At 69.9% G+C, this 25,075-nt stretch carries 19 protein-coding genes; 13 read left to right on the top strand and 6 right to left on the bottom strand.

What is annotated here, in order from left to right; all coding sequences use genetic code 11:
• Positions 1–75: 75 nt before the first annotated feature.
• Positions 76–747, top strand: coding sequence for a M15 family metallopeptidase (locus ACFYT4_RS30815; protein WP_389276323.1), 672 nt, complete (start codon positions 76–78; stop codon positions 745–747).
• Between the two features lie 23 nt (positions 748–770).
• Positions 771–1,883: an endonuclease/exonuclease/phosphatase family protein gene (locus tag ACFYT4_RS30810; RefSeq protein ID WP_389276320.1), complete on the top strand. Its 1,113-nt coding sequence runs from the start codon at positions 771–773 to the stop codon at positions 1,881–1,883.
• 259 nt (positions 1,884–2,142) lie between these two features.
• Here ACFYT4_RS30810 and ACFYT4_RS30805 read toward each other — a convergent pair whose 3' ends face one another.
• On the bottom strand, positions 2,143–3,195 hold the full coding sequence (locus ACFYT4_RS30805) for a hypothetical protein (protein ID WP_389276317.1): 1,053 nt from the start codon (positions 3,193–3,195) through the stop codon (positions 2,143–2,145).
• A gap of 184 nt (positions 3,196–3,379) precedes the next feature.
• Here ACFYT4_RS30805 and ACFYT4_RS30800 point away from each other — a divergent pair, with 184 nt between their 5' ends.
• From ACFYT4_RS30800 to ACFYT4_RS30770, 7 genes are all read left to right on the top strand, one after another.
• Positions 3,380–5,434, top strand: a complete 2,055-nt coding sequence (locus ACFYT4_RS30800) for a hypothetical protein (RefSeq protein WP_389276314.1) — start codon at positions 3,380–3,382, stop codon at positions 5,432–5,434.
• Positions 5,435–5,558: 124 nt separating this feature from the next.
• Positions 5,559–6,821 (top strand): extracellular solute-binding protein, encoded by a 1,263-nt coding sequence (locus ACFYT4_RS30795; protein ID WP_389276311.1) that lies wholly within the window; start codon positions 5,559–5,561, stop codon positions 6,819–6,821.
• 7 nt (positions 6,822–6,828) lie between these two features.
• Positions 6,829–7,707, top strand: coding sequence for a carbohydrate ABC transporter permease (locus tag ACFYT4_RS30790; RefSeq protein ID WP_389276308.1), 879 nt, complete (start codon positions 6,829–6,831; stop codon positions 7,705–7,707).
• A complete protein-coding gene (locus ACFYT4_RS30785) occupies positions 7,707–8,609 on the top strand; it encodes a carbohydrate ABC transporter permease (protein ID WP_389276305.1) in 903 nt (300 codons plus the stop codon). Before ACFYT4_RS30790 ends, ACFYT4_RS30785 begins: the two co-directional genes overlap by 1 nt.
• Positions 8,606–9,364, top strand: a complete 759-nt coding sequence (locus tag ACFYT4_RS30780) for an amidohydrolase family protein (RefSeq protein WP_389276302.1) — start codon at positions 8,606–8,608, stop codon at positions 9,362–9,364. Before ACFYT4_RS30785 ends, ACFYT4_RS30780 begins: the two co-directional genes overlap by 4 nt.
• Positions 9,361–10,101, top strand: a complete 741-nt coding sequence (locus ACFYT4_RS30775; RefSeq protein WP_389276299.1) for an amidohydrolase family protein — start codon at positions 9,361–9,363, stop codon at positions 10,099–10,101. Before ACFYT4_RS30780 ends, ACFYT4_RS30775 begins: the two co-directional genes overlap by 4 nt.
• On the top strand, positions 10,098–11,234 hold the full coding sequence (locus tag ACFYT4_RS30770; RefSeq protein ID WP_389276296.1) for a DegT/DnrJ/EryC1/StrS family aminotransferase: 1,137 nt from the start codon (positions 10,098–10,100) through the stop codon (positions 11,232–11,234). The genes ACFYT4_RS30775 and ACFYT4_RS30770 overlap by 4 nt, the downstream gene beginning before the upstream one ends.
• Positions 11,235–11,310: 76 nt before the next feature.
• On the opposite strand, the gene ACFYT4_RS30765 is transcribed toward ACFYT4_RS30770, so the two are convergent.
• Positions 11,311–13,272: a hypothetical protein gene (locus tag ACFYT4_RS30765; RefSeq protein WP_389276293.1), complete on the bottom strand. Its 1,962-nt coding sequence runs from the start codon at positions 13,270–13,272 to the stop codon at positions 11,311–11,313.
• Positions 13,196–14,029, bottom strand: coding sequence for a hypothetical protein (locus ACFYT4_RS30760; RefSeq protein WP_389276290.1), 834 nt, complete (start codon positions 14,027–14,029; stop codon positions 13,196–13,198). The genes ACFYT4_RS30765 and ACFYT4_RS30760 overlap by 77 nt, the downstream gene beginning before the upstream one ends.
• 176 nt (positions 14,030–14,205) lie before the next feature.
• Here ACFYT4_RS30760 and ACFYT4_RS30755 point away from each other — a divergent pair, with 176 nt between their 5' ends.
• Together ACFYT4_RS30755 and ACFYT4_RS30750 are read left to right on the top strand one after the other, a co-directional pair.
• Complete coding sequence (locus ACFYT4_RS30755) at positions 14,206–15,441, top strand: hypothetical protein (RefSeq protein WP_389276287.1); 1,236 nt, start codon at positions 14,206–14,208, stop codon at positions 15,439–15,441.
• A gap of 159 nt (positions 15,442–15,600) precedes the next feature.
• Complete coding sequence (locus tag ACFYT4_RS30750) at positions 15,601–15,768, top strand: hypothetical protein (protein ID WP_389276284.1); 168 nt, start codon at positions 15,601–15,603, stop codon at positions 15,766–15,768.
• Positions 15,769–15,997: 229 nt separating this feature from the next.
• Here ACFYT4_RS30750 and ACFYT4_RS30745 read toward each other — a convergent pair whose 3' ends face one another.
• Positions 15,998–18,313: a SpoIIE family protein phosphatase gene (locus tag ACFYT4_RS30745; RefSeq protein ID WP_389276281.1), complete on the bottom strand. Its 2,316-nt coding sequence runs from the start codon at positions 18,311–18,313 to the stop codon at positions 15,998–16,000.
• A gap of 824 nt (positions 18,314–19,137) precedes the next feature.
• Between ACFYT4_RS30745 and ACFYT4_RS30740 the strand changes: the two genes are divergently transcribed.
• Both ACFYT4_RS30740 and ACFYT4_RS30735 read left to right on the top strand, forming a co-directional pair.
• Entirely contained in the window at positions 19,138–20,472 is a 1,335-nt protein-coding gene (locus ACFYT4_RS30740) for an LLM class flavin-dependent oxidoreductase (RefSeq protein ID WP_389276278.1), read from the top strand.
• A 49-nt stretch (positions 20,473–20,521) separates the two neighbouring features.
• Entirely contained in the window at positions 20,522–21,136 is a 615-nt protein-coding gene (locus ACFYT4_RS30735; protein WP_389276274.1) for an NADPH-dependent FMN reductase, read from the top strand.
• Between the two features lie 167 nt (positions 21,137–21,303).
• On the opposite strand, the gene ACFYT4_RS30730 is transcribed toward ACFYT4_RS30735, so the two are convergent.
• Together ACFYT4_RS30730 and ACFYT4_RS30725 are read right to left on the bottom strand one after the other, a co-directional pair.
• On the bottom strand, positions 21,304–21,762 hold the full coding sequence (locus ACFYT4_RS30730; protein ID WP_389276271.1) for a MarR family winged helix-turn-helix transcriptional regulator: 459 nt from the start codon (positions 21,760–21,762) through the stop codon (positions 21,304–21,306).
• 1,177 nt (positions 21,763–22,939) lie between these two features.
• Complete coding sequence (locus ACFYT4_RS30725; protein WP_389276269.1) at positions 22,940–24,241, bottom strand: MFS transporter; 1,302 nt, start codon at positions 24,239–24,241, stop codon at positions 22,940–22,942.
• Between the last annotated feature and the right edge of the window lie 834 nt (positions 24,242–25,075).

Raw genomic sequence — 25,075 nt, 5'->3', positions numbered from 1 at the left:
ATGAGTCGGCGCGTATCGTCGGCGTATCGAAAATCGCATACGTGCGGGCAACACCGCGTTGCTTTCACTGGCGGTATGATTCGAACCCCACCCTCAGCACGAACAACGACCCGCCGGGTTCGCCGGCTTCTTGTCGTCGGCCTGATAGGCGTCTTAGCAGTGATCGCCGCAGTCCTCGCCCACCAGGCGTCGCAGTCCTCGCCTCCGTCGTCCTCCTCGCCCTCTTTGTCTCCCTCGAACCCCTCGGCCGCAGCGCCCTCGCATACGCCCAGGAGCGAGCACCGCGGTGCCCCAGGCGAGGCCGGCGGTGTCGTCCCCGACGGTGTGACGGTCTTCGATGACGCGTTTCCGGCCGTGGCCAACCTCGATCCGGACCTGTCCAAGGCCCTCCGCCAGGCTGCGGCGGATGCCGCGGACGATGGGGTCACGTTCCACGTCAACAGCGGGTGGCGTTCCCCGGAGTACCAGAATGAGCTTCTTCGCGAGGCGGTCGCCACGTACGGGTCCGAAGAGGAAGCTGCCCGGTGGGTTGCCACCGCGACGACGTCTCCTCACGTGTCGGGGGAGGCGGTCGACATCGGGCGCTCCGTCGCGACGGCGTGGCTGTCCAAGCACGGTGCCGAGTACGGGCTGTGCCAGATCTACCGGAACGAACCCTGGCACTACGAACTGCGCACCGATGCGATCGACCGTGGCTGCCCGCGGATGTATGCCGACCCTACCCAGGACCCGAGGACGCAGCAGTGAACAGCAGTGAGCGAGGACAGACGATGACGCAGGCGGACACGGCGGAGACCGGGCAGGGCAGCCCGGCGGATACCGGTGCGCCACGTCCCGCCGGTGCCGGTGCCCCGGCGGTCGGCACCGGCGGGACGTGGCGCGCGGGCGCACGCCGGGCGATACATGACGGCTTCCGGCCGGGGCCCTGGAAGCGCGGCCCGGTGCTCGCGGCGCTGGGGCTGCTCCTTGGCCTGTTCATGCTGCTGCACGCGCAGATCACGGACCGCGGGGGCCTCGGCAGCCTGGTGGAGACCTTCCTGCCGTGGTTCGGCCTGTTCATCCCGGTGCTGCTGGCCGGGGCGCTGTGGCGCCGCTCCGCCTCCGCGGTGGTCGCGCTGCTGCTGCCGGTCACGGCGTGGCTGAACCTCTTCGGCGGGCTGCTCGGCGACAAGTCCCACCCGGGCGGCGACCTCACCGTGGTGAGCCACAACGTCGGCGCCGACAACCACGACCCGGCCGGCACCGCCCGCGACCTGGCCGCCTCCGGTGCGGACATGCTGGCACTGGAGGAGATCACCCCGCAGGCCCAGGGCACGTACGAGAAGGAGCTTGCGAAGGCGTACCCCTACCACACGGTGCAGGGCACGGTCGGACTGTGGAGCAGGCTGCCGCTGTCCCACACCCAGCCGGTCGACATCAAGATGGACTACGGGCCGCTGGGGGACACCAAGCCGGTCGACACCAAGATGGCCTACACCCGGGCGCTGCGCACCACGGTGACCACCGGCCACGGGCCGCTGGCGGTGTATGTGGCCCACCTGGGGTCGGTACGGGTGAATCCCAGGGCGGGTTTTTGGACGGACTCGCGGGACAGAGGCGTGCAGGCGCTCGGCAAGGCCATCGCCGCCGAGCGGAACGAGCGGGTGGTGCTGCTCGGTGACCTGAACGGCACCATGGACGACCGCGTGTTCGCCGGCATCACCTCGCAGCTGCGCTCGGTCCAGGAAGCGGCCGGGGACGGCTTCGGCTTCAGCTGGCCGGCGACGTTCCCCGTGGCGCGGATCGACCAGATCCTGGTCCGCGGCGTGGAGCCGGAGAGCTCATGGGTGCTGCCGGCCACCGGCAGCGATCACCTGCCGGTGGCGGCCCGAATCAGCTGGTGAACACCGCGTAAAGCCTCCGGTATCGACGAACCGGGGATTCCCCGAGCTACGCATCGAACTCCCGCCTCATCAGGCACCGGCCCGGACACGCGGCACTGGAGCCTGTGTGATGTTGGCTCCGCGCGCTCGGGGCACGCGCAACGTAGCGTCGGGTCAAACAGGCTGGAAAGGGGCCGATCGGTCCGGCCACGGACCCGCAACACGCCCGCAACAGGTGAGCCCCCGGCCGGCCGTACAGTCCGGCCGGGGGCTCACTCGGTCAGCGGAAGTCCGTGATCCGGAACGTCGACAGCATGTCGTGGTAGCGCGGGTCACCCGCCGAAGACGGGTAGAACGACGCCTCCGCGCCCACCCAGCCGTGGAAGTTCCCGTTGTCGTCGATGATCTGCAGCATCGGCTTCACGTGTGAGTTGCCCGTGTAGCAGAACTCGTTCCGCTCCATGGCCAGGCACGTGCACCAGTGCCACAGCGAGTCGCGCCGGTCGTAGCTGGAGATCTTCTGCAGGTGGTACTGGATGGAGGTGACGTTCGCCGCCGTCCCGCCCCCGTAGTTCGGGCACCCGCCGGTCTTCTGGCACGCCGCCGTGGACGACGGCTGGACATACGTCAGACAGTGGGTCTCGGTCGTACATGTCCGGAACTGCCTGTGCTGGAACGTCTGCCCGTTGCTGGTGCCGACCTTGTCCTTCGCCCACGAGACGAGGTCCTGCTTCAGCGTGCCGGGGAACGCCTGCACCGTACCCATGGGCCTGCGCGTGGTGAACTCCGCGTTGCTGCCGTACCCGTAGCCGTGGGTGGCGAGGCTGTTGTACTTGTAGTCGAGCCGGACGAGGGTGCCGTCCGCCGAGGGCCGTACGGTCCACTCCTCCGTCCAGGTCTGGGCGATCTGCCACGTGATGTGCACGATCTGCGCCCCGGCGGCGTCGGTGCGCGTGGTGTACGTGCCGGTGCGTGTCTCTGCGGGGGCGGCCATGAAGCCGCCGGCCGTCAGGGTCTCGCACCGGCGGACGTGGGTCGTCGAGGTCCCCGACCCGGTGGCGCAGGACAGGTCGGGGGTGGTGCCCGTGACGTCCCGGGCGACGGGCGTCTTCTGGTTCCACAGATACATGCGGGCGGTGACCGTGCCGGTCGTGTCGAAGGTGTACGTGCCCAGCCGGGTCCAGTTCTCCCGGGAGTTGTCGCGGAGCGAGCCGAGGCTCACGACGAAGTTCGCCTTGTCGCCGGGCCGTTCGACGGCGGCCGTGGCGGGTGGCGCGATACCGATCAGGGCGAGTAGGAGACCGAGGGACAACACGAGGGACCAACGTCTCATAGGGCGCTCCTGCACCTGGTTGAGGTTTCGGTCAATGCCGTAAGTAGAGCGAGTTTGACGCTCGACGTCAATGGTTGCGGTCGAGTCGCGGACGTGACCAGAGTCTTGACGGCCCCTAAGGGCACGGCGTATCACTTTCGGCTAGTGCCGTAACTCAGGCCCGGAACCGGAGGTGTCCCACACCATGCCGACGCGCCGCGCGTTTCTGGTGAGCACGACCACAGCCCTGTCCGCCATCGCCCTGCCCACGGTCCCCGCACGCGCCGCGACCCCCGCCGGTGCCGGAGCGGCAGGACCCGACTCCCTCGGCATCCCCCTCAAGGACGTGCTCCTCATCGGCGGCATCGTCGCCCCGGGTCCGGACGGCCGCCCGGCCTGCTGGAACGTGTCCACCGGCGGGCCCGCCCACCTCAACGCCATCGACCCCGCCACCGGCGACGTCTCCGTCTCCGCCCCGCTGCCCGGCGCCCAGGGCGCCTGGACGGCGGTCGCCGCCCCCGACGGAGCCGTGTACGTCGGCTCGTACGGCAGCGGCGGCCGGCTCTACCGCTGGCGCGGCGGCAACACCGCCGAGGACCTCGGCGTGCCCGTCCCCGGCGAGAACTTCATCTGGCGGCTCGCCGTCGACGCCGACGGCAAGGTCTGGGGCGGCGGTTCGCCGAAGGGCCACCTCTTCCGCTACGACCCGGACACCGGCGCCGTCGAGGACTTCGGCCGCCCGATCGCCGACCAGACATACATCAAGAGCCTCGCCTGCGCCGGCGACAAGGTCTACAGCGGCGCGTACTCCCAGGCCCGTATCGCCGAGTTCGACCCCGTCACCCGCACCTTCACCGAGCTGCCCAAGCCGCCGGGACTGCCGTCCGTCGACGGCCGGACGGCGTACGACATCGACATCCACGACGGCCGCCTCTATGCCCGGATCGGCAGCGCCTTCCCCAGCCCCATGTTCGTCTACGACCTCGCCGCCCGCGCCTGGACCGACGAGATCCCCGACGCGCACGGCCTCAACGTCTCCCCGCCGGGCCCGGACGGCGGCGTCTACCTCATCCAGCGGAGCGAGCTGCGCCGCTACGACCCCGCCACCCGGCAACTCACCGGCACAGGACTCACCTTCACCGGCCGGGTGCAGAACGCCCGCTCCATCGGCTGGGCCGACCTGGACCTGCCCGACTACCCGGGGACCAGCCTCGTCGGCACCCTGTGGCGCGGCGCGATGTTCCGCTACAACCCGCAGACCGGCGCGTACGCCACCCTGGAGTCGAAGGTCCGGCGTGACGAGCCGATCGAGATCCTCGCCCTCGGCGCCGGCGGACGCGGCACGGTCTACGCGGGCGGGTTCCTCAACGGCGGCCTCGCCGCGGTCGACACCCGCACCGGCAAGCCGGACTTCCACCGCTTCTCGCAGATCGAGTCCCTGCTGCGGAGCAGGGACGGCTCCCTGTGGGTCGGCACGTACCCGGAGGCCCGCCTCTACCGGTACGAGCCGGGCAAGACCTGGAGCTCCCCGGAGTACTCCCCGGGTCCGGACGGCACCCCGGACAACCCCGCGCGGGCCTACACGCTCAAGGAACATGTCCAGATGCGGGCCAAGGCCCTGGTGGAGGTGGGCGGGAAGATCGTCATGGGCACCGTCCCGGACGGCGACCGGCTCGGCGGGGCGATCGCCGTGTACGACCCGGACAGCGGCGAGGTGGAGGTCACCCGGCACGTCGTCGAGGACGAGTCGGTCTTCTCGCTGGCCACCGCGGGCGGCGTCGTCTACGGCGGCTGTTCCGTCACCGGCGGCCTCAGCACCACGCCGCCGACGCGCGAGTCGGGCGCCGTGTTCGCCTGGCACGTACGCAGAAGTCGCAAGCTCTGGGAGCTGGTTCCGGTGCCGGGGGCGGCCACCGTGACCGCCGTGGCCATCGGCCCTGACCGCAAGCTCTGGGGCATTGCCGGAAACACGGTTTTCACCATCAGCCCGTACGCCAGGAAGGTCGTCCGGCGCGTCACGGTCGGCGCGGGCCGGGGCGGCGGCGACCTCGCCGTGCTGGGCCGGTACGTCTACGCGAGCATCGACGGCAACCGCATCTACCGCTTCGACCCCTGGTCGTGGAAGGCTCCGCTGCTGGTCGTCGAGCATGCGCACCGGCGGCTCATCGCCCACTCCGACGGCCGGCTCTACTTCAGCAGCGGCGCCGAGCTGTACCGCATCGACCCGCGGGACCGCGTCCCCGACGATGACGACGACTGATCCCGGCCGATCCCCGTCCCCCGCACCGCAAAGCCATTGACAGTCCCAAAAGCAGATGGATAGTTTCGGTCAAGGCCGAAACTAGACGGGCTCCCTAGCACCCTGAGGCCCCCGGAGGCCCCCTATGAACTCAATGCCCAAGCGCGTCCGCATCCCCCTCGCCCTGCTCAGCCTCACCGCCCTCACCGCCGCCTGCGGCGGCTCCGACGGCGGGTCGGGCTCGGCCACGGAGGAGGTGACCGTCTGGATGTACCCGGTGATCGGCGATCCCAAGGCCAACGCCGACTATTGGGAGAGCCTGGAGAAGGCCTACGAGAAGAAGTACCCGGACGCGAAGCTCACCATCGAGCAGCAGCCGTGGGACAACCGCGACGAGAAGCTCGCCACCGCGTTCAGCGGCGGCAAGGGCCCCGACGTCGTGGTCCTCCAGCCGGACCAGATTCCCCAGTACCTCGCGAACGACGCCCTGGCCCCGGTGGACGGCGCGATCAAGGCGGACAAGGACAAGTTCCTGCCGACCGCCCTCGATTCCCTCACCCACGACGGCAAGGCGTACGCGGCCCCGATCTACCACACCATCACGACGACGCTCTACAACAAGAAGCTCCTCGACCAGGCCGGTATCAAGAAACCCCCGGCCACCTGGGACGACATCAAGGCCGCCGCGCCGAAGCTGAAGGCCGAGGGCCTGGCCACGCTGGACTACTCCGCCAGCAACGAGGCCACCCTCAACCTCAACTTCTACCCGCTGCTCTGGCAGGCCGGCGGCAAGATCTTCAGCGAGGACGGCAAGAGCGCCGCGTTCAACGACGACAAGGGCGTCGCGGCCCTCACCTTCCTCACCGACCTCTACGAGCAGGGCGCCATCCCCAAGTCCACGTTGACGAACGTCAACGTCGTGGCCGACCAGGCGCTCGGCAAGCAGCAGGTCGCGATGGGCTTCACCAACTCCGCCCTCGACTTCGGCGTCGCCGAGAAGGCGTGGGGCAAGGAGAACGTCATCGTCGGCGCCCCGCTCACCGGCGAGAAGCAGGCCGCCTTCGGCGTCCCCGGCGCCCTCGGTATCAACGCCGATGGCAACAAGGAGGGCGCGGAGCAGTTCATCAACTTCATGACCCAGCCGGACCAGATCGAAAGCCTCGGCCAGGCCACCGGCTTCCTCTCACCGCGTACGGACGTCACCGTGCCCACCGACAGCCCGTACGCCAAGCAGCTCCAGGACGCCCTGTCCGTCGTCGTCCCCGGCGAGTCCAGCCCCGTCGCCCGCCAGCTCATGGGCATCCTCGCCCCGGAGATCCAGGCGGCGATGACCGGCAAGAAGTCTCCGCAGGAGGCCCTCGACGCGGCGGCCGGGCAGGCCGACGACCTGCTGGCCAGGCAGCGGTAGCCGCCGGATGCGGAAGATTGCGCCGCTGCGCCGGCACGACGCACGCGCGGGGCTGCTGTTCGTGGCCCCGATGCTCCTCCTGTTCACGGTGTTCCGCTTCGGCCCGGTGGTCGGCGCGGGGTTCCTCTCGCTGACCGACTACCGGCTCAGCGGCGAGTGGGAGTTCATCGGGGCCGAGAACTACTCCCGGCTGGTCGACGACGGTCTGTTCTGGGAGAGCCTCGGCGTCACCGCCATGTACACCGCCGTCTACGTCCCGCTGACGGTCGGCGTCGCCCTCGGCACCGCGATGCTGCTGCACCGCACGGTGTGGATGCGCGGCTTCTTCCGCGGGGTGTTCTTCCTGCCGTACGTCACCAGCATCGTGCTGGCCGCCGTCGTCTGGAAGTGGATCTACGAGATCGAGGACGGCCTGCTCAACTCCGCCCTCGGCGCACTGTCCTTCGGCACCGTCGACTTCCTCGGCAGCGACTCGCTCGTGCTGCCGTCGATCGCGGCGACCTCGGCCTGGAAGGGCTTCGGCTACTCGATGCTCATCCTGCTGGCCGGCCTCCAGTCGATACCGAAGTCCGTCACGGAGGCCGCGACCATCGACGGCGCCGGCGGCTGGCAGCGCTTCCGGCACATCACGCTGCCGATGCTGCGGCCGGTGCTGTTCTTCGTGCTGGTCATCGAGGCCATCCAGGCGTTCCAGGTCTTCGACCAGATGTACGTCATGACGGCAGGCGGCCCGGTCCGCTCCAGCTACAGCCTCGTCTACCTCCTGTACGACACCGGCTTCAAGTACTTCGACTTCGGCTACGCCAGCGCGCTGGGACTCGTGCTCTTCGTGGTCGTACTGGTCTTCTCGCTGATCCAGCGGTGGTTGATCGGGAGGGACGACTGATGGCTCTGCTCACCCGTGACAACGCGCCCCCGGACACCGGCGGCGGCAAGGGCAGGGGCGGGGGCCGTACGCCGAAGGCGCCGCGGCCCGGCCGCGGGCCGGCGCGGCTCACGCTGCCGACGCTGCTGGTGCTGGTCGCGTTCGTGACCATCGCTCCGTTCGCGGTGATGGTGCTGGTCGCCTTCGCGCCGCACAGCGGCAAGACCCTGCCGGGCGCGTTCGACATCACCCGGGCCACGCTGGCGAACTTCGACGAGGTCCTGAGCAGTTCGGACATCCTGCGCTGGGCGCTGAACTCGACGATCTACTCCGTCGTCTCCGTGGTGCTGATCCTGCTCTTCGCCTCCATGGCCGGCTACGCCTTCGCCAAGAAGCGCTTCCCCGGCCGGGAGGTGATGTTCTGGTCGTTCCTGGCGACCCTGATGGTGCCGTTCCAGGCCACGCTCATCCCGTACTACATCCTCATCTCCGAGATGAACGGCGTGGACACGTACTGGGGCGTGATCGTCCCGACCCTCGCCAACTCCCAGGCCGTCTTCCTGATGCGGCAGTTCATCATGCAGCTGCCGGACGAGCTGTTCGAGGCCGCGAAGATCGACGGCGCCTCGGAGTGGCGGATCTACACCACGATCGTCATCCCGCTGATCCGGCCGATCATGGCGACGCTCGGCGTGTTCGTCTTCCTGTGGCACTGGAACGACTTCCTGTGGCCCCTGGTCATCGCCCAGTCCGGGGACATGCACACGCTGACCGTGGGACTGGCCACGCTCGACGGCCAGAACGTGACGATCAACCAGGTGATGGCGGGGGCGACCATCACCGTCGTGCCCTGCCTGCTCGTCTTCGGGCTGCTCCAGCGGTATCTGACGGACAGCATCGCGACGACGGGGCTGAAGTCGTGAGGGTCGTCGACGTCAACCGGATCCTGGGGCCCGTACCGCACGACGACGTGCCGGGCCGTGACGCCGGCGGGCTGCGCGCCGAGCTGGACCGGCTGCGCATCGACGAGGCGTGGGTGGTGCACTCGCACGCGGTCTACGGCGACCCGCTGACCGTGCCGCCGGTCGAGGAGGACCGGTTGCTGGCGGTGCCGGTGGTGATCCCCGGCCCGCTGGGCACGGGGGAGTTGCCGCCGGCGCCGGTGGTACGGCTCTACCCGGCCGCGCACCGCTTCTCCCTCGGCGACGACGGCAGCGACCACTACGACGACGGCGCCCGGCTGCTCCGGCAGCTCGGCGAGCGGCGCACCGTGACCCTGATCGACTGGGAGCAGCTCGACGCCGCGGACCGGCGCCACCTCTCCCGCCGTACGGGCATGCCGCCGCTCGTCCTGACCGGCACCGGCTACCGCACTTTGCGGGAGCTGGCCGACCTCATGGCCCGCTGCGAGCACCTGCACGTCGACACCTCCACGCTCTGCGGCCACCGGCAGGTCGAGTGGGTCGCCGAGCGCTTCGGGGCGCACCGCGTGCTGTTCGGCACCGGCTCGCCCGTGACGGACGACGCCGGTCCGCGCTTCCAGCTCGACCACCTCGACCTGCCGGCGGCCGACGTGGCGCGGATCGCCGCGGGCAACGCCGACCTGCTGCTGCGGGAGGCGGGCGGATCGCACGCGTCCGGGCCGCGGGCGGCCGGACGGCGGGAGGCGGCCGGATGACCGTCATCGACGCGCACGCGCACGTGGGCCGCTGGTTCAACTTCGCGATCCCCGACGGCTCCGCCGAGAGCCTGGTCGCCGTGATGGACCGCTGCGGCGTCGCCCAGGCGTGCGTCTCCCACCTGCTGGCCGTCGGCCCCGACGCCCGCGCTGGCAACGCGCTGCTCCTCGACGACCTCGCGCGGCACTCCGGCCGCCTCCTCGGCTACGCCGTCTACCAGCCGCACGACCCCGAAGCCGGCGCCCGGCTGCGCGACCTGCTGGACGCACCCGGCATGGCCGGCGTCAAGCTGCACCCCGACGTGCACGAGGTCGAGCTGGACGCGCCCGCGTACGCCGAAGCCTTCGAGATCGCGGCGGAGCGCGGCGTGCCCGTGCTCTCCCACGGCCAGTACGGCTCGCCGTGGTCCGACCCCGCGCGCTTCGCGGCGGTCGGCCCGCGCTACCCGGCGCTGCCGGTCCTGATGGGGCACGCCGGGCTGTGGCCCGAGGGGTTCGCCGCGGCGGCGCGCGCGGCCGCGGCGGCCCCGAACCTCGTGCTGGAGACGTGCGGCTCGCGGATGACCGCGCGGCACCTCGTCCGGCTGGTACGGGAGGTGGGCGCCGAGCGCATCGCGTTCGGCTCGGACGCCGTCTTCCTCGACCTGCGGGTCGGGCTCGGCCGCGTACAGCTGGCGGAGCTCACCGAGGCGGAGCGCGCGCAGATTCTCCACGGAACCATGAAAGGACTGTTGTGACGTCGTCGCCTGTACGCACCGCACCCTGGCCCGCGTGGCCGCCGCCCGCCACCGACGAGCAGCGCAAGGCGCTGCTGGCCGTGCTCGACAGCGGCCGGTGGGGCGCGACCGACGGGCCGGAGGTGGAGGAGTTCGCCGCCGCGTTCGCGAAGACGACGGGCGCGCCGTACGGCGTGTGCACCGTCAACGCCACCGTGGGGCTCTTCCTCGCCCTGCGCGCGGTCGGCGTCCAGCCCGGCGACGAGGTGATCGTCCCGGCGTACACGTTCGTCGCCAGCGCCACCGCGGTGGTACTGGCGGGCGCCCAGCCGGTGTTCGCGGACGTCCATCCCGACACGCTGCTCGTCGACCGGGAGGCGGCCGCCGCCCTCGTCGGGCCGCGGACCAGGGCCGTCATGACGGTCCACCTCTCGGGCGCGGTGGCCGACGCCGGCGCGCCCGGGGTGCCCGTGGTCGAGGACGCCGCGCAGGCGCACGGCGCGGTGCGCGGCGGGCGGGCGGCGGGGACGTGGGGGGACGTGGCCTGCTTCAGCTTCCAGGCGAGCAAGGCCATGACGGCGGGCGAGGGCGGTGTCGTCGTCACCGGCGACCGCGCGACGTACGAGCGGCTGTGGTCGCTGCACAATGTCGGGCGGCGGCTGGACGGCGGCTGGTACGAGCACCACTCGCTGGGCTGGAACCTTCGCATGACCGGCTTCCAGGCGGCCGTACTGCGGCCGCAGCTCGCGTACCTGCCCGCCCAGATCGACCGCCGTACGCGCTCCGCCGCGGTGCTCGCGGAGGCGTTGGCGGACGTCGAGGGCCTGTCGGTACGCCCGGCGCCCCCGGACACCGAGCGGCACACCTGGCATCTGGCGCTGCTGCGGTACGACAAGGGGGCGTTCGGGGGGCGGACGAAGGACGAGTTCATCGCCGCGATGGCGGCGGAGGGCATCCCGCTGGACGCCGGCTACCGCCCGCTGTCGGTGGAGCCGTCGCTCGCCGGCTACGCCCGGCCGTGCCCGGTGGCGGAGGCCGAGGCGGAGCGGACGGTGTGGGTGCGGCAGCACCTGCTGATGGCCGACGACGACGCGATGGCGGACATCGCGCGGGCGGCGCGGAAGGTACGGGACGCGTTCACGCGCGCGGTGTGACCAGCGGTGTGAACAGAAGTCGGTGGTGGGGACCGGTCCTCCGGGCCGGTCCCCACCGCTTTTGCCGTGCCCCGGGTCAGCAGACCCGGTAGGTGTAGAACCTCTCGTTGCGCGACATGTACATGTTGCCGTCGGCGCCCTTCTGCAGGTTCGAGACCGGCCGGGCGATCAGCGTCATCCGCATCGTCGCCGGGTCGATCTTGAACGACTTGCCCTGGGTCTTGCCCCACAGATAACCGGCGTGGAACACGAGGTTGGTGTCGTGCCAGACCTGCGTGGCGGTCTCCCAGGGGTACGTCTGGTGCCTGGCCGTACGCAGGGTCTCGCCGGTGGCCGGGTCCATCTCGTACAGGGCGTCCGGCGTCAGCCCCCAGAGCCTGCCCTTGTCGTCGAAGGCGATCTCCCCGAGCGCCAGGTCGCCGGGCACGGGGGCGCTCTGCCAGAGCAGCTTGTCGGCGGCGATGTCGTACGCGAAGACCTTCGCGACCGTGTCCAGCGGCTTGCCGACACCGCCGAAGACGGAGGTGGCGCCGTAGACGACACCGTCGCGGTAGGTCACGCCCACGACCGAGTGCCCGGGGATGATGTTCCGCTTGATCCGGGACTCGCCGGTCGCGGGGTTGATCAGGCCCAGCGCGCCGCCCACGGTGCCCGACTTGGGCACGGTGCCGAAGGCGAGCCAGTCGCCGGCCGAGACCAGACTGAACGGCCGGTCCTGCTCCTGCTCGGTGAGGTTGAGCAGCAGCTTGGGCTCGGTGCCGTCGAACTCGTAGATGCGGCCGCCCGGGTAGACGCCGAGGTACAGCTTCCCCTTGTGGGTGGCCATGCCCTCGCTCTGGCCGACGCGGGGCCAGAACTGCGTGGCGCCGGTGGCCGGTTCGTACGCGGCGAGGCCCCCGGTGAAGAACCCGCCCGCGTACAGGCGTCCGTCGGGGCCCTCGGCCATGGACCGGATGGTCACGGGCCGGCCGGTGAGGGAGCCGTCGAGGAGCTTGCCTCTGCCGGTCCTGCGGTTGTAGTGCCAGATGCCGCCGGTGGACGAGGTGCCGACGAGGGTGGTGCCGTGCCAGCCGAGGGTGCGGATGCCGCCTTCGCCGAACTCGGACATGCCGAGTTTCCTGGTCCGGCCGGACCGCAGGTCGAGCCGGATCAGCTCCCCCTTCTGGACGAGGTGGACGGACTGGCCGCGGGCGGCGCCGCCGACGGTGAGGCTGTCGATGTCCTCGGTGATGTGCAGCCACGTGCGGCGCTTGAGGTCGTACACGGCCAGCGGCTTCTTGGCGGCGGAGGTCTCGTAGCGGACGAGGAGGTAGCGGCCGACGACGTCCACGTCGTACGCCCAGCCGGTGGCGTCGATCGGCGGCTCCAGGATGCGGCGGACGTGGCCGCCGGGGGAGAGCACGGCGACCTGCATGCTCGACGAGCCCATGCCGGCGTAGACGGTCCCGTCGTGGCCGACGGCGAGGTCGCGGATGAAGCCCTGGCCCGGCACCGGCGAGCCGAGGTCCTTCGTCTCGCCGGTGTCGGTGTCATAGCGGAAGAGGCGGCCGTTGCTGGAGGTGCCGCCGTAGACGTAGTCCTCGGTGGCGGCGACGGTCCAGACGAACGTCTCGGTGGCGACGGGAACGCCGAGTTCGGTGACCTCGTCGTCGTCGGGGTCGTAGCGGAAGAGCCGGCCCTTGTGCTCGTCGCCGCCGTAGCTGCCGACGTAGACGGTGTGGTCGGGGGCGACGGAGACGGCCCACGAGCCGAGGGCGCGGGGGAGGGGGTGTTCGGCGATCAGTTTGCCGTCGTCGGCGTCGCGGATGCCGAGGAGGGCGGGACCGGAGGCGGAAGAGGTGACGGAGTAGACGCGGTCCCGGTCCAGCGCGGTGCCGGCGGTGGTGGCGCCCGTGAGGGGGAGGCTGCCGAGGTCGGCGAAGCCGCACTGGGCGGGGGCTGGTGGTGTGGACGCGGGTGCGTCAGCGGCGGTTTCGGCGTGGGCCGGTACGGCAAGGGACACGACGAGCAGACACGCGGCCGTGAGGGCACGACGCATGGGACCTCCAACGGGAGTTATTTACGGCCCTGACCGTAAATCGATTGGGAGGCGACGGCAATACGTCGTGCAGCACGGACTTCGCGGACCCTGGACTTCGCGGCCTCGGGCTCAGTCCCCCGGCCCGCTCCGGCCGGCCCAGCCGCCCCAGCACCTCGCCGAAGCCCTCGATGGCCCGGAGGGCGTTCGCCTGGGGCATCCCCGGCGGCTGGACGCGCAGGACGACGCCGTCCGCGTCCATCGCGGCGTAGCGGCCGAGGCTGTCCAGGCACTGCTCCGGGGAGCCGACGACGCTGCGCGCGGCGATGTCGTCCCGCTCCTGCGCGTACCGGGCCGCGTCATCGACGTGCGCTTCCAGGGCCCGTACGCGTCGTACGGCCCGCGCAGCGGGTCCTCCAGCGCCTTGCGGGGCCTGCAGCGAGGTGGGGGCGCGGTACCCCTCGCGGCAGACGATCACGCCGGCGCCGAGGGTGCCGGGGCCGCGCTTGGAGGACAGGTACTCGTCGATCTTCGCGGGGAGTTCGGCGTCGGCCCCGTGGAAGGAGGCCGTCCAGCCGTCGCACCTCCGCGCCGTACGCTCCAGCGCGGCCGGCACCCGGCCGCCGTTCCCCAGGCGCGGGCGGGGCCGCTGTGCGGGGCGGGGGAGAGGAAGACGACGTGGGCCCGCCCGTACGAGCACCGCGACGCGCTCCTCTTCGACGATCGTGCGGCCGTGCAGTTCGAACACGGTGGGCAGCGGTCTGTCCCGTACGGACATGACGGCGTGATCCTCTCAACCCAACGCGCTTATGGCCTGGACCGAAAGGTAAATCGCCTTTTGCGGCACGTCAACCCCGGTGGCCGGGGAGCCGCTGCGGTCCGTAATGCCTAGACTTACCCACGATGTTGGGGACCCGGCCAGAACAGGCCGTACGGATGAAGGAGACGGGGCGCATGGCGTTCACCATCGGAGTGATCGGCCCCGAGGACTTGGTGCAGAAGGTGCACGCGGTCGGCGCCCCCGGCACCACACGGCTGCTCGACCTGCGCTACCGGCACGAGGACGAGACCCTCGACGCCGTCCGCGAGGCGGCGGCGTCCGGCGCCGACGCCCTGCTGTTCACCGGTGTCGTGCCGCACGCCCTCGCGGCGGAGGCCGGGCTGCTGGACCGGCCGGCGATGTACGTGCCGTACAACGGGGCGACGCTGCTGCGGGCGCTCGTCGAGCTGCTGCGCCTCGGCCACGACGTGTCGCGGATCTCCATCGACACGCTCCGGCGCGCCGAGGTCGTCGAGACCATGACCGAGGCCAAGCTGCCGACCGAGCATGTGCACGTGCTGCCGTACCGCCCCGGGCTGACCGGCGACGACCTCGTCTCCTTCCATCTCGGCGCCCGCGACAAGAAGCGCACCCGGGTGGCACTCACCTGCCTCGGCTCCACCTTCCACACGCTCGACAACGAGATGCACGCCGTACGCCTCGCGCCCTCCCGGCACTCCATCCGCGCCACCGTGCAGTCGCTGGTGCTCGCCGCCTCCGCCGCGCAGAGCGGCGACACGCAGGTGGCGATGGGCATCGTCGACATCCCGCCCGGCTCCGACGACTCCGAACTGGCCGCCGACCTCGCCGCGCTCGGCGGCAGCCTGGCCTATCTGGCGGACGGGCGGCGGCTGGTGGTGACCACGCGCGGCGCGCTGGAGAAGGCCAGCGAACACTTCACCCGGCTCCCGCTGCTCGACGCACTCGCTTCACGGCACACCTCGGTGCACGTGGGTTTCGGTCTGGGCCGTACGGCGGCGGAGGCCGAGTCGCTGGCGCGGCGGGCGGTCAACCGGGCCGACGCGGTGGGGTCCGTGGCCGGGGTCGTGTCCATGCGGGACGACGTGGACACGGTGATCGACGCCGACTCCGGCCGGGCGTCCGTGCCGGCCGGGCCGGAGAACAGCGCGCTGCTCGCGCGGCGCGTGGGGCTCAACCCGCAGACGCTCGACAAGCTGCGCGAGCTGGTCGCCGCGGGCGCCGGCGAGGGCCTGACCGCGCACGCGGTGGCGGAGCATCTCGCCGTCCAACAGCGCACCGCGAGGCGCGTGTTGAAGCGGCTGGAGCGGGCGGGGGTGGCGGTGCCGATCGGTAGCCAGCAGCACGGGCAGACGGGCCGGCCGCCGATCGTGTACCGGGTACGGCTCTGAGCAGGGGGCGGCCCCGGCCGCGTATCGCCGTACGACCTGACGACGACGCTCCTCCCGGCGCGCCGGGAGGCCGGTGCCGGAGCCTGGCGGTCTGCACTTCTTGCCACAAGCGCTTCTGCGAATTCCGGTCTCGGCCGGAACCTGGATGAGGAGCCGCGCTTGAGAATCGCCTCGGTCCGCACCCGTGTGGTCAGCTCACCGTATGTGCGCCCCTTCGTCATCAGCGGCGGCACCAGCTCCCACCTGGGGATACCGGCGTACCCGCTCCGGATGATCAGCCACACTCCCGTACACGTGCGCGAGACAATCGCATGGCACGACGGATGAGTTGAACCGGGCAGGCGCGGGCGCGTACAACAAGGACAACAGGGCCTCCCGGTGCTGCTCGGCTGGATTCGCATCTCCGAGCCACCGAGAGGCCCTGCTTTCATGCCCGCACCGCCGAAACACCACCCGACTATGAACCCTGTTCGGCCTACGCGTTCCAAGATCGGTTGAGACACGGCTTCTGATGCCCGGGCGGCATACGGCGGCGGGAACGGGTCTTGGCCGTAGGTCATTGCTCAGCCGCAGGGGGGAAGCGCCCGGGCAGGGAGGGGGGTTGATCGATCTCAGGCGCGGGGGCCGCCGCAGTGCTGACTTCGAACCAGGTGGTCTTGCCGCGTCCCGCGGGCGAACTCCCCCATGCGAGAGCGAGCGCCTCGACGATCAGAAGACCGCGCCCGGACTCGGCCTCCTGATTGCTGCTCTCGTCGTTGAGGAGAACGGTTGGCACCGGGGGGTACGGATCGCTGTCACGCGCCTCAACCCGGATCCGGTCCGGATACTCCCTCAACCGCAGGTCCACTTCACTATGGGCGTGGATCAGTCCGTTCGTGACGACCTCGGAGACCAGCAGCTCAAGGTCGTCCAGCAGCGGCAGCCTATTCCACTCGCGAAGCACATCGCGCAGAAAGCGTCGTACCCCGGCAACGCCTCGCAGATCGTGGCGCTGTATCGAGGTTCGCGCCACACGCGGGCGATCACGCGGCTGGACACCTTCATAACGCACCAGGAGCAGGGCGGCATCATCATCACGGCATACCGCTGGTGGACAGCGGTGAGAAGCCAGGCTGTCGGCCAGCACCTCCAGGTTCTGGGAGCACCTGTCGGCCAACCGGCGAGCCAGTTGGCGAACCGCGGCGTCGGTCCCCAGCCGTCGTGAATCCAGCAGCCCATTGGTGAACAGCGCTACCACCGAGCCTGTCTGCATCTGGAACTCGGTCTGCTGGTAAGCGGTCTGCCGTCCCACCCCCAGCGGCGGCCCGATGGACAGCCGGGGCTCGACAATCTGCCCTTGAGAGTCGCTGATGACCGGCCCGGGATGACCCGCGGTCGAGGCGAGGGCGAGCCCGGTCGCCGAGTCCAGCCACACACAGCAGCATGTGGCGTACAGATCGGTGTCCAGGTCGGCAAGCAAACGGTTGCTCCGCTCCAGGACGCGGGCGGGGTCATGTCCTTCGGCTGTATAGGCTCGCACTCCGCTGCGCAGCTGACCCATCACCGACACAGCCTCCAGGCTGTGTCCTTCCACGTCACCGATGACGAGGCCGACCCCACCGTTGGGCAGCGTGAGGACGTCGTACCAGTCACCTCCCACGGCGGCTCCCTCGGTCGCCGTGAAGTAGCGGCCAGTGGCGACCACCTCGGGCAGGTGCGGAAAACTCCTTGGCAGAAGGCTGCGCTGGATGGTTTGCGTGAGCGCGTGCTCGCGCTCATAGGCCCGGGCCCGTTCCAGGGACTGACCCACCTGCTCCAGCATGATCATCAATACGGCGATCTCCTCGGCGGACAGGGGACGGCCGAGCTCGGTGAACTCCAAAAGGCAGCAGCCCACCGCGCGGCCGTTCGAGATCAGCGGGAGATAGGCTCGTGCCTGGCGCTCAAGATCGATACCGAGGCCGGGATATTCCTGCCAGATCTCACTGACCGATGTGAAGATCTTGACGCCGACACCTGTGATCGTGTCGGTTTCGGGGCTGTGGTGGGACAGCGGCGTCCCTTCGATGCGGTGGAGTACCTCGCGGGAGAGGCCCGCGGTCCCGGCCACGTGGAGGCGTTCTCCCTCGGCGAGACACAAGGCCACGGCCTTGGCCCCAAAGGGCCGGAGGATCTGGGTCCGTACCACGGCGAGAATGCCTTTGGTGTCGACCGCGGCGGTGAGTTCGGTGGCGAGCCGTTGCAGCTGGTAGAGGAAAGGGCTGCCTGGCGTGGACGCTGAGGATGTCGCCTGTCGGTGTTGCTGAACGGCTCCAGAGGCGGCGCCGACGGCCTGGGGTTCCGGCTGGCTGGAGATGAACAAGGGGATCGACGGCCCTTCCAGCGGCAGGCCTTGTTCCACCAGGCTCTGGAGGTCGGCTGCCAGTTCATCCGCGGTGGTCTGCACATAGTCCAGCTCGCCCTCACTGATCTCCCGTGGGGGCACGCAACGCAGGGTGATGACGCCCAGGCGGTTCTGCGGCGTGGTCCGTATCGGCGCAACCACGATCACCATGGGGAAAGGGGTGGTGACGAGAAGAGCCGGCGTCCGGCGGCACAAGCTCTGCAGGTCTTCTGCCTCCACCCTCACCGCTTTGCCGGTCTGAAATGCCCGGACCGCGGGCCAGGCGAGGTTGTCCACCCTGAACTGGGGCGTAATGGCGAAGCTCAAGGGTGTGTGCACGGTCATGGCGGCGACCAGCAACTCGGCGTCTGCTGCAAGCAGGTAGGCAGTGCAGGAACTGGGCTGCAATCGGCCATACACTTTGCGTAGTGCTGAGGCTATGGCCTCGTCGCGGCGCGCCTCCAGCCCAGCACGCTTCACGGTGAGCGGTGGAGAGAACTCAGAATCCATGAGGTCCACCCGGTGAATGGCGTATGACGGGCGGGGAGCGACAGCTGGACTGGCGGCCGCTGGCAGGCAACTGATCGCTCCCCATTATATGGGTGGCTGGAGTGTGACCGGAGATGTGGCGTAAGCAGCTGTTGTCCTTCCGAATCTGAAGGCGGCGTTTTAGCTGGTCAGGCTTAGGCTTGGTGATTCCGTGGGAGCTGTGGCCTGTCGTGTCGCCGCCCTGCGGGAGGTCGCGGATGCCGTCGGTCGTTGGACTGCTGGAACAGCATGAGCTTGCTGTTCGCCGACGCGTGGACGAGCTGCGCGAGGAGGCCGACCGCGTGCAAGCCGAGCCGGCCTCGGCCGAGCAGGAGTGGCAGGAGTGGGCGATCGCCCGCAGGCGGGTCGATACGGTGCCGGCTCCAAACGACGGCAACGGCGCACAGGCCCTGGATGCCCCCGCAACGATGTCCGCCGGCGCCGCGCCGGTGTCGGGCGGGAGACCGACCCCTTGGCCGGGCTCCGTGTGGCCTGTGTCTGCCCCGCCGGCAGGCCGCCCACACCGTTGTGTCCGGATTGACCAGAGGCGGCCAAGAGGAACTCCGGTGCCGACACGACGGAGACGCCACGAGGCAATCCAGGTCCGCTGACTGCCTTCCAGTCCAGTTTCCGCCACATCCGGCTGCCCGTCCGCTCGGTGTGTGGCGGGGTGGGGTCTTTGCACAGGCGTGTGTCGAACCCTTGACGTCCCTCGGGGTACTGCGTTTTAGTTAACCTAGGTTACGCAATTACTGCTGCGTGCCCCGTCATTCGATCACTCGCCACCCGCACATTCAGGGACACAGATGACGAACACACCTGGCCAGAAACTGATCCTCTCCGCGTCCGTCATGGGACTCGGCATGCACCTCGGCGCGTGGATGGCACGCGATGGGGAGGCCTCCGACTACCTCAAGGAAGCGACGTACATCGAGGTCGCCCGCATCGCGGAGTCGGGCAAGCTGCATGGGCTGTTCTTCGCCGACGCGTTGACCAACGCCGAGGAGGGTACGGACCGTCCCTCCCTCGGCGCGCTCGACCCCACGATCGTGCTGGCCATGATGGCCACGGCGACCTCCCGGATCGGACTGATCGGCACCGCTTCCACGACCTACTGCGAGCCCTACGACCTGGCGCGCCGGTTTGCCTCTCTGGACCATCTCAGCGGCGGACGGGCAGGCTGGAACTCCGTTGCGACGTTCATTCCGGCCGTGGCCGAGATGTTCGGCGGACGGCAGCTGCCCACGCGGGAGAACCGCTACGAGCGCGCGGACGAGTTCATCGACGTCGTCGTCAAGCTGTGGGAAAGCTGGGGCGAAGGCGCGCTCGTGGGCGACAAGGAGAAGGGTCTGTTCGCCGATCCGTCTCTCGTACACGCGATCAACCACACCGGCGACCACTTCTCGGTGCGCGGCCCTCTTCCGCTTCCGCGCAGCCCTCAGGGACGGCCCGTGATCTTCCAGGCCGGCTCGTCACCCGAGGGCCGGGACCAGGCCGCCAAGTACGCGGATGTCGTCTTCACCGCCCAGCATCTGATGGAGGACGCTGTCGCGTTCCGCGACGACATGCGCCGACGTGCGGCTGCTTACGGACGCTCTCCCGACGACATCAAGATCCTGCCCGGTATCTCTCCTGTCCTCGGGAAGACGTCGCAGGACGCGGAACGGCGCAAGGCCGTGCTCGACGAGTGGCTCGGCACAGGGCCGGAACTGGTGAAGCTGGCCCGACGGGTCGGCCTCGCCCCGGACGTCCTGAAGCTGGACGAGCCCTTCCCGCACCATCTGATCGGTCCGGACGAGGAGTTCAGCGGCTCCGTCGGCTTCCGGCGCTCGCTGGTGAACCTCGCCGCGAAGGACAACCTGACGGTGCGGCAGCTGATCGCCCGCTACGGCGGCGGACACCAGCAAGTGGTCGGTACAGCCCAGCAGTTGGCCGAAGTGATGGAGACCTGGTTCAACAGCGGCGCGGCCGACGGCTTCAACCTGATGGTCGACATCGTTCCGTCCGGCTTCCGCGACATCGTCGAGATGCTCGTTCCGGAGTTGCAGCGACGCGGCCTGTTCCATCGGGATTACGAGCACGAGAACTTCCGCGACAACCTCGGTCTGGGTGTTCCGGCCGCCACCGCGGCCCACGCCTGAGGCACCGGCCACCGCCCTGCGCCCTCCCACTCCTCGAAGGACACGTCACATGAGCATCGTCACCGCCGCTCCCGCCGACCACGCGTCTGATGCGCGCCAGGCGCCGTACATTGTCGGCATCGGAGGAACGCTTCGCCCTCACTCCACCTCGGAAACCGCCCTGAGGCATGCGCTGGCCACCGCTGAGCGTCTCGGCGCCTCGACCGAAATGATCACGGCCCAGAGCCTGAACTTCCCCATCTACGATCCGGAGAACCCGAGTTCGGACGACATCGCCGCGCACCTCCTCGCAGCCGTGCGCCGTGCAGACGGCCTGATCATTGCGAGTCCCGGTTACCACGGGAATGTCTCCGGGCTGATCAAGAACGCCATGGACTATCTCCAGGGCCTCGCCTCCGACCGGACGCCCTACGCTCACAACCGGGCGGTCGGATGCATCGTGACCGCAGCGGGCTGGCAGGCCGGCGCTGCCACGCTGACGTCTTTGCGATCCACGGTTCACGCGCTGCGCGGGTGGCCGACGCCGCTGGGGGTGGTCATCAACTCCGTCGACAAGCCGTTCGACAAGGATGGTGCAGTGTGCGACCTCAAGGTCGGCGCACAGTTGGCAACGGTCGGCGAGCAGGTGCACGCATTCGCGAGCAGCTATCCGCGGGTCGCCTGACTCCGGTCCGGCCCGGCTGCCCGGGCATCGGATCGACTGAAGGCGAAGGGGCCTCCGAAGCCGCGAGCAGCGGGTCGCAGGCCCCTTCGCTGTTCATCCGGCAGTACGATCGCCGGCTGTCCGGACAGGTCCGACGGCCCTGGGCAACGCGTCCGGCCGCCCGGGCCTCATCCGACGCCGAAGTTGTCGGCCCAGATACCCAGCGCCTGTCGCCGGACGTGCTCGGGGAACTCCTCCTGCAAGGCGCGGAAACGCGGCTGTACCGCGGCGTCGACGCCTGTGACCAAGGCGGCGCCCGTCTCGGTCGCCGCGACCAAGGTCACTCGGGCGTCTGATGCGGAACGGCTGCGGCGGGCCAGTTTTCGTTCGTCGAGTGTCTTGGCCAGCCGCGACACGAGTGGTCTGGGAACATCCAGCCGTGACGACAGTTGCGTCACCGACAACGTCCGGTCCGGGGCTCCCATCAGCTGGACCAGTGCCTGACACTCCAGCGGGTCGACTCCGGCTCTCCGCGCTTCCTCGTCGATGATGCGGAAGGCTCGCCGCATGAAGTAGCGCGCGTCCGCCACCGCGGCCAGACGCGTGCTCTCCTGCCGACCGGTACCTTTCGTGTCCCGGAGGTCCATCAAACTTCCCCGCCTGTCGCTATCTGTCCGCGCGAACCGCGATGTGTTCGGGTTGCCAAGGGTCTTCGTCGATGATGTCAGTCGCTACCTGAGGCGGCAAGCCAGGGGAGGGCGGCTTGGCCACACGGATCGGGTGGCCTCAGATCCGGGAAGATGAGGGCCACGACACAGCAGGCCGCGACGGGCATGAGCGCCATGGCCCGGGCCGGGATCAATCAGTGCGGTTGTGTCGCGAAACGCGAAGACGCACGGGTCCCAGGGGTGTCCTGGGGCCGTGCGGGGCCCTGTGTCTCTGGTCGAGGTGGATGGGTAGCCGGTTCGGGTGCCGTCTTCGGCGCCTTCGGCCGCAGCGGTTCGATCAGCCTCCAACCCTTGCGGATCTGGGCCGGTGACACGAATCGTTCCAGCGGTGTGAGGACGGCCGGGCGCTGCAACCGCGGCCCCAGCAGCCGCTCCAGAGAGGGGCGGATCCGTGTCAGCAGGCCGTGCAGCCGGTCGGCGATCCTGGTCGCCTCGCCGGCCAGGTCGTCATCGAACCCGACGATCACACCGGCCCGGCGATCGTCTCGTCCTCGCCGTCGCCCGGGTAGAGGCCGGCGATCCACCGCATCGTCAGCCCGGGCAGGTAGGCGACCGGGCAAGTCCATGTCCCTCGCGACCGCCAGTGGCAGGGCCCGATTGACGCGGGCTGGTCGACCACGACCAGCGCGGTCCGTTCCTGGCCTTCGGCTCCGCGAACAGTTCGCGGAGCCTGGCCCGGTGTTGGGCAGCCGCCTGCTGAACGCCTTCTTCCCCGCCGGTGTCTCGGCGGTGGCGTGGTGTTCGCCCATGCCGGCATCCAGACCGAGGAGGACGTCGGTATCGCCGGTGTCGATGACGCGCAGGCCCCTCCATCACGCTTTCGTCCGGCCCGGCCCGGCACCGAGCTGCCGCATCCACGTTACGGAGAGCTCTTCCGGCTCGGGCGAAGCCGGTGCTCAAGCCCCTCATCGGCGGTCCGTCGATGCCTCCGGGCCCGGTGACACCCCCCTCGGATCACGAACAACAAGAGGGGGAAGCCATGCCGGGCCCGAAGGCCGGAGCCCCGTTGCGGAAACCACGAAGAAGGTAACGGGGGCTGACACGAGGCCGGTTGTGACGGTGGTCGTCCGGCTCGTCGTCGATTTCGTCGGCGTCGCTACACGTCGCGCAGTGAGCGGCCGGCGGTCTCGGGGCCGAACCAGACCGCCACCAGGCCGACGACGTAGACGCAGGCCACTGCTGCCGCGGCGGCGGGGAACGAGCCGAGTGCCGTCACCATGGCGCTGCTGCCCAGGACGCCGAACGCGGTGATGACCCGGGCGAAGTTCCAGGCAAGGCCCTGGCCTGTGGCCCGTACCACGGTGGGGAAGAGTTCGGGCAGGTAGACGGCGAAGATCCCGAAGCCGCCGACGACGAAGAATCCGTAGAGCGGCATCATCCACATCACCCCCGACAGGCTGTCGACCTGGGTGAACAGCACGAGGGAGACCACGAGCGCACCGGCGCAGAAGAGCGCGAACATGGTCCGGCGGCCGAGCACGGAGGAGAGGAACATCAGGGCCAGGTAGCCCGCGATCGCCCCGGCGTTGAGCAGCATGAACGCGTGGCTCGGCGAGTCGCCCACATGGGCCGGCCCGCCCGCGAGTTCGGTGATCCACGAGGGCAGCCAGGTGAGCCCGCCCCAGGACCCGACCATCATGGCGATACCGAGGAGCACGGCGATCAGGGTCGGCTTGCGCAGGTCGCGGTCGAGGAGCCGCCGGGTCGTGTGCAGGGTGCTCTGTCCGGCGGGCATCGACTGGCGCGACGTATGCCAGCGGTCGGGTTCGCGGATGAACTTGCGCATGACGACGGTGAGCAGGATGGGGACCAGGCCCGCGGCGAAGACCCAGCGCCAGCCGAACGGTCCGACGGTCAGGGCGAGCAGCGCGGCGAGGAAGAAGCCCGCGGCGAAGCCCATCTGCATCAGCTGCATGATCTTCGGGCGAAGCCGGTCGGGCCAGGTCTCGGCCAGCAGGGCGGCGCCTGCCGCCCACTCTCCGCCGATGCCCAGGCCGGCCAGCATCTGGAACACGGCGAGCTGCCACACGGAGGTGGAGACGGCGCTGAGCCCGGTGAAGAGGGCATAGATGATCACGGTGATGCCCAGGATCCTGGCCCGGCCGAAGCGGTCGGTCAGCATGCCGAAGACGATGCCGCCGACGCCCCAGGCGAGGAGTTTGAGGGCGATGATCGTTCCGCCGATCGAGGCGATCGTCCCGCGGTCCTGGGTGTCGGCCAGGTCGGCGATGGTTTCCGTCAGCATGAGGGTGAGGAGATTGAGGTCCATCGCGTCGAACGCCCAGCCGAGGAACGTCGAGGCGAAGACCAGCCACAGGTAGCGCGGTGCGTCTCGCAGCCTTGTGGGCCCGGTGTCGGGGACAGGCTGCGCTTGCGATTGGTCCTCGTGAATCGTCATTGCCACACTCCTGGGTGTGCAGTCGGCCGGCCCTGAACGCCGGCGGGGATACCGGGCGGCTCCATCAGGGCCGTGCTCGTTGGTGCAAGAGAGGGTGCTGGGGCTGCTCGGCCGAGCAGCCCCGGATCGTTGCGCCGCGACCCGCAGGGCCCGGCTTCTGTGCTACGGCCGCGGTGTGGGGAGGCCGCTCCGGTTGTGCTGCTCACGGCGGCACCTGGCTTGATCTTCCATCGGTGCGGCGGGGCCGTGGGGTGTGTGCACATGGTGGCGTGGGGCGGGCCGCGTGTTCGTGCGGCCCGGTGACCGTCCGGGGTCGGGGCGGATGGGCCGGAAGGTCCGGCGGACGCGTGCGGGGGCGGGTCTGTCCCGGGAACCTGGGTTCTTCCAGGGGCGCGCCGCAGGCCGACTGCGACCGGGTGGGCGAGACGCAGTCGGGTGGGGACGTGAGGACCGGCTGGTCCGGTCGAGGGCCTGTGTGAACAAGCGTAGGGCGTGCTCGACGGTGAAGCAGTGCAGGTATGCCTGCTACGAGCGGTCGGCGTCTGCCGGGGGGACGCCGGCGCCTGGCCGCCGCGACAAGACCGGTCTGGGGTTGCTCCGCAGGGCGGGAGGTCGATGTTCAAGCGGATCGCCGTCCCTTCGACGATGGGGGAGGAGGTCACCGGCTGTCACCCAGGAAGAGCGGTGGGTCAGCTTGGGGCGGTGCCGGTTCCACGAACGTTCGGCAGGCGTCGTGGCGGCGTGTGTCGATGACGGGTTTCGGTGCCCGAGGCGCCCTATACCTGCGCGGGTAAGTGCCTGAGGGGGCGATCCGTAGCCGACGTCCGCGATGAT

The organism is Streptomyces sp. NPDC004609, from assembly GCF_042873655.1.
Classification (GTDB): domain Bacteria; phylum Actinomycetota; class Actinomycetes; order Streptomycetales; family Streptomycetaceae; genus Streptomyces.
Note: the sequence above shows the minus strand (reverse complement) of the source record. Positions and strands in the feature narration are given on the sequence as shown.

Coding starts and splice junctions, on each gene's coding strand:
- ACFYT4_RS30740 (WP_389276278.1), top strand. CDS start 19,138: ATGACGAACACACCTGGCCAGAAACTGATCCTCTCCGCGTCCGTCATG.
- ACFYT4_RS30810 (WP_389276320.1), top strand. CDS start 771: ATGACGCAGGCGGACACGGCGGAGACCGGGCAGGGCAGCCCGGCGGAT.
- ACFYT4_RS30725 (WP_389276269.1), bottom strand. CDS start 24,241: ATGACGATTCACGAGGACCAATCGCAAGCGCAGCCTGTCCCCGACACC.
- ACFYT4_RS30800 (WP_389276314.1), top strand. CDS start 3,380: ATGCCGACGCGCCGCGCGTTTCTGGTGAGCACGACCACAGCCCTGTCC.
- ACFYT4_RS30815 (WP_389276323.1), top strand. CDS start 76: ATGATTCGAACCCCACCCTCAGCACGAACAACGACCCGCCGGGTTCGC.
- ACFYT4_RS30755 (WP_389276287.1), top strand. CDS start 14,206: ATGGCGTTCACCATCGGAGTGATCGGCCCCGAGGACTTGGTGCAGAAG.
- ACFYT4_RS30765 (WP_389276293.1), bottom strand. CDS start 13,272: ATGCGTCGTGCCCTCACGGCCGCGTGTCTGCTCGTCGTGTCCCTTGCC.
- ACFYT4_RS30775 (WP_389276299.1), top strand. CDS start 9,361: ATGACCGTCATCGACGCGCACGCGCACGTGGGCCGCTGGTTCAACTTC.
- ACFYT4_RS30745 (WP_389276281.1), bottom strand. CDS start 18,313: ATGGATTCTGAGTTCTCTCCACCGCTCACCGTGAAGCGTGCTGGGCTG.
- ACFYT4_RS30795 (WP_389276311.1), top strand. CDS start 5,559: ATGAACTCAATGCCCAAGCGCGTCCGCATCCCCCTCGCCCTGCTCAGC.
- ACFYT4_RS30730 (WP_389276271.1), bottom strand. CDS start 21,762: ATGGACCTCCGGGACACGAAAGGTACCGGTCGGCAGGAGAGCACGCGT.
- ACFYT4_RS30735 (WP_389276274.1), top strand. CDS start 20,522: ATGAGCATCGTCACCGCCGCTCCCGCCGACCACGCGTCTGATGCGCGC.
- ACFYT4_RS30805 (WP_389276317.1), bottom strand. CDS start 3,195: ATGAGACGTTGGTCCCTCGTGTTGTCCCTCGGTCTCCTACTCGCCCTG.
- ACFYT4_RS30785 (WP_389276305.1), top strand. CDS start 7,707: ATGGCTCTGCTCACCCGTGACAACGCGCCCCCGGACACCGGCGGCGGC.
- ACFYT4_RS30790 (WP_389276308.1), top strand. CDS start 6,829: ATGCGGAAGATTGCGCCGCTGCGCCGGCACGACGCACGCGCGGGGCTG.
- ACFYT4_RS30760 (WP_389276290.1), bottom strand. CDS start 14,029: ATGTCCGTACGGGACAGACCGCTGCCCACCGTGTTCGAACTGCACGGC.